This is a genomic window from Sulfurimonas sp., assembly GCF_023228785.1.
GTDB lineage: Bacteria > Campylobacterota > Campylobacteria > Campylobacterales > Sulfurimonadaceae > Sulfurimonas.
Genome location: NZ_JALOAN010000076.1, coordinates 1 through 3366 on the forward strand (window position 1 = coordinate 1; position 3366 = coordinate 3366).

At 35.0% G+C, this 3366-nt stretch carries 3 protein-coding genes and 1 pseudogene; 3 read left to right on the forward strand and 1 reads right to left on the reverse strand.

Annotation, left to right across the window (positions count from 1 at the left end; all coding sequences use genetic code 11):
- Both M0Q24_RS11530 and fusA read left to right on the forward strand, forming a co-directional pair.
- Positions 1 to 112 (forward strand): annotated as a pseudogene (locus M0Q24_RS11530) (30S ribosomal protein S7); the annotation flags it as partial.
- Between the two features lie 11 nt (positions 113 to 123).
- Positions 124 to 2214 carry an elongation factor G gene (fusA, locus tag M0Q24_RS11535; RefSeq protein WP_295050804.1) on the forward strand — a complete coding sequence of 697 codons (2091 nt, stop codon included), beginning with the start codon at positions 124 to 126 and terminating at the stop codon, positions 2212 to 2214.
- An 85-nt stretch (positions 2215 to 2299) separates the two neighbouring features.
- On the opposite strand, the gene M0Q24_RS11540 is transcribed toward fusA, so the two are convergent.
- Positions 2300 to 2530, reverse strand: coding sequence for a hypothetical protein (locus M0Q24_RS11540; RefSeq protein WP_295050806.1), 231 nt, complete (start codon positions 2528 to 2530; stop codon positions 2300 to 2302).
- Positions 2531 to 2591: 61 nt separating this feature from the next.
- On the opposite strand from M0Q24_RS11540, the gene M0Q24_RS11545 reads away from it, so the two are divergent.
- The gene (locus M0Q24_RS11545) at positions 2592 to 3254 is read left to right on the forward strand and encodes a hypothetical protein (protein ID WP_295050808.1); all 663 of its coding nucleotides are present in this window, start codon (positions 2592 to 2594) and stop codon (positions 3252 to 3254) included.
- Positions 3255 to 3366 lie beyond the last annotated feature (112 nt).

A 3366-nucleotide genomic window follows, 5' to 3' on the forward strand; every position in this document is an offset into this window, starting at 1 on the left:
GGCAAATGAGTTAATGGATGCTGCTACTGATAAAGGTAACGCATTTAAGAAAAAAGAAGATACTTACAAAATGGCTGAAGCAAACAAAGCGTTTGCTCATTACCGTTGGTAATAGGATAAAAGATGTCGAGATCACATGACTTAAACGACGTAAGAAATATTGGTATTGCTGCACACATTGATGCGGGTAAAACAACAACAACAGAAAGAATTCTTTTCTATACTGGTGTAGAGCACAAAATGGGTGAAACTCATGAAGGTTCTGCAACTATGGACTGGATGGAGCAAGAACAAGAAAGAGGTATTACAATTACTTCTGCAGCTACTACATGTGAGTGGGCTGGAAAACAGATAAACATCATTGACACTCCGGGCCACGTTGACTTTACTATTGAAGTTGAGAGATCTATGCGTGTTCTTGATGGAGCTGTATCAGTTTTTTGTGCAGTTGGCGGAGTTCAACCTCAGTCTGAGACTGTATGGAGACAAAGAAATCGTTATAAAGTTCCATCTATTGTTTTTGTAAACAAAATGGATAGAACTGGTGCTGATTTTTTTGAAGTTGAAAAACAGATTATCGAGAGATTAAAAGGTAACCCAATGCCTATTCAGCTACCAATTGGTGCTGAAGAAGACTTTGAGGGTGTTGTAGATTTAGTTACTATGACAGAGATGACTTGGGCAAAAGATGCAGCTCTTGGATCTATGTATGATGTTAATGAAATTCGTCCTGCTCTTAAAGAAATAGCTGAAGAGTATAGAGAAAAAATGTTAGAAACACTTTCAGAAGTTGACGGCAATGAAGATTTTGCTGAAAAATTTTTAGATGGTGAAGAGATTAGTGAAGATGAGATAAGAGCTGCTATAAAAGCTGCAACTATCGGAATGGCTATCGTTCCAATGCTTCCAGGTACTGCATTTAAAAACAAGGGTGTTCAAACTCTTCTTGATGCAATTGTTTCTTACTTACCATCCCCAGTAGAAGCTCCAGCAATTAATGGAACTATGATGGATGATGAGACTAAAGAAATTTTTGTTGACTCAGTTGATGATGGCCCATTTGCAGCTTTAGCGTTTAAAATCATGACAGATCCATTCGTTGGACAGTTAACTTTTATTCGTGTTTATCGTGGTTCACTTGACTCTGGATCTTATGTTCACAACTCTACAAAAGATAAAAAAGAGCGTATTGGCCGTATCATGAAAATGCATGCTGTTAAGCGTGAAGATGTTAAGACTATCTATGCAGGAGAAATCGGCGCAGTTGTTGGATTAAAGTCAACTACTACGGGAGATACTCTTTGTGATGCTAGCGGTATGGTTGTTTTAGAGAGAATGGACTTCCCAGAGCCTGTTATCTCTGTAGCAGTTGAACCAAAAACTAAAGCCGACCAAGAAAAAATGGGTATAGCATTAGGTAAACTAGCTGCTGAAGATCCATCTTTTAAAGTTCACACTGATGATGAAACTGGACAGACTATTATTTCAGGAATGGGTGAACTTCACCTAGAGATTCTTGTAGATAGAATGAAAAGAGAATTTAAAGTTGATGCTGAAGTTGGTGCTCCGCAGGTTTCTTACCGTGAGACTATCAAAGATGAAGTAACTCAAGAGCACAAATATGCTAAACAATCAGGTGGTCGTGGTGCATTTGGTCACGTTTATCTTAGAATCAAGCCGGGCGAAGCTGGTACTGGTTTTGTTTTTCACAATGATATCAAGGGTGGGGCTATTCCAAAAGAATTTATCCCAGCAGTTGAGAAGGGTTGTGCTGAGACAATGTCAAACGGTGTTCTAGCTGGATACCCAATGGAAGATATGGACATTACTCTTTATGATGGTTCATACCATGATGTTGACTCGAATGAGATGGCATTTAAACTTGCTGGTTCAATGGCATTTAAAGAGGGTTGTAGAAAAGCAAGACCTGCTATTTTAGAGCCTCTTATGAAAGTTGAAGTAGAAGTCCCAGAAGATTATATGGGTGATGTTATCGGTGACCTTAACCGTCGTCGTGGACAAATAAACAACATGAGTGACCGTTCAGGTAACAAAATTGTTGATGCTTATGTGCCACTATCCGAAATGTTTGGCTACTCAACAGATCTACGTTCTGCTACTCAAGGTAGAGCTACATATTCTATGGAGTTTCATCACTATGCTGAAGTTCCAAAAAATGTTTCTGAAGAAATTCAGAAAAAGAGAAATGGATAATATTTCTTCTCAAAGAGCCTCTCTTGGCTCTTTGAATCTACACTAAATCTATCATTAAAATATTCTTTAAAATTTAATTCGTTTATTATTTATCTATTTTAAAAAACTTCGTAACCAAAGAGATAATTGCTCTAAGAAAAAATAGAATTAGATATACAAAAAAAGTATATAGAAGCGGATGTATATAGTTTGACTTATGTTGCATAGCTGCGAGTCTAACTGTAGGATCACTAAGCATATCAGGATGCATTATAAGTATCAGAAATGTAAGTAAGGCTGTGAATATAATTAGTTCTTGTTTAAGTATCTTTGTCATCTGAGAATTCTATCATTTTTATTCTGATATAATACGAAAAAATTTATTTTATGGAAGTTTTATGATAAAGACCCTTCTTTTGCTTCTTTTAGCAACACTTCTTTGTGCAAATCCTAAGATTTACTCAGCTTTAGGTGATGTAATATATGACAATGTACAAATGATTGAAGAATTAAAAAAAATATCAGAATTTAGAGAATATGAGAGCAAGATAGATGAGTATGTAAAGCGTGTTTATACAGCTAAAGAGATGGGTTTTAGCATCGAGATTGGCACACAAGAGATAGATAAAAAAGAGTATCTTAAAACTCTAAGAGAATTATCAAAAATAAATGATATGTTTTTTAGACAGGCTCAAGGTATGTATACAAACTCTATAGAGCAAAAAAACACGCTACTTTGGAGTAATATAATAAACTCTGGTCTTATAGATATACAAAAGTATAAAGATGAGATTTTAGAGTTTTATTTTGCACACTCTGAGGATATAGAGGAAGAGGGTGTTATACAAAAGTTTTTAGACGAAGATGAAAAACTAAAAGAAAAAAATACAAAGAAAAAAAATACTTTGCTTATAAAAAAAGAGAGACAAGAAGATAAAATAAAGCGTATTAGAGAAAAAGATAAGTTAAAACAAGAGGCTATTCAAAAGACTTTAGAAGATGAGCTTATCAAAAAAAAGACAGAGATAAGAAATAAACAAGTAGAAGAGAGTGTAAAATAAACTGTGTAAACCCACCTTCTATCTCTAAATTACTTAGTGTATTTTGACACAATTTCGCTGAAAAAGATACTAAGTTGAGGATAAATCTCATACCAATTTCTAATGCTGTTAG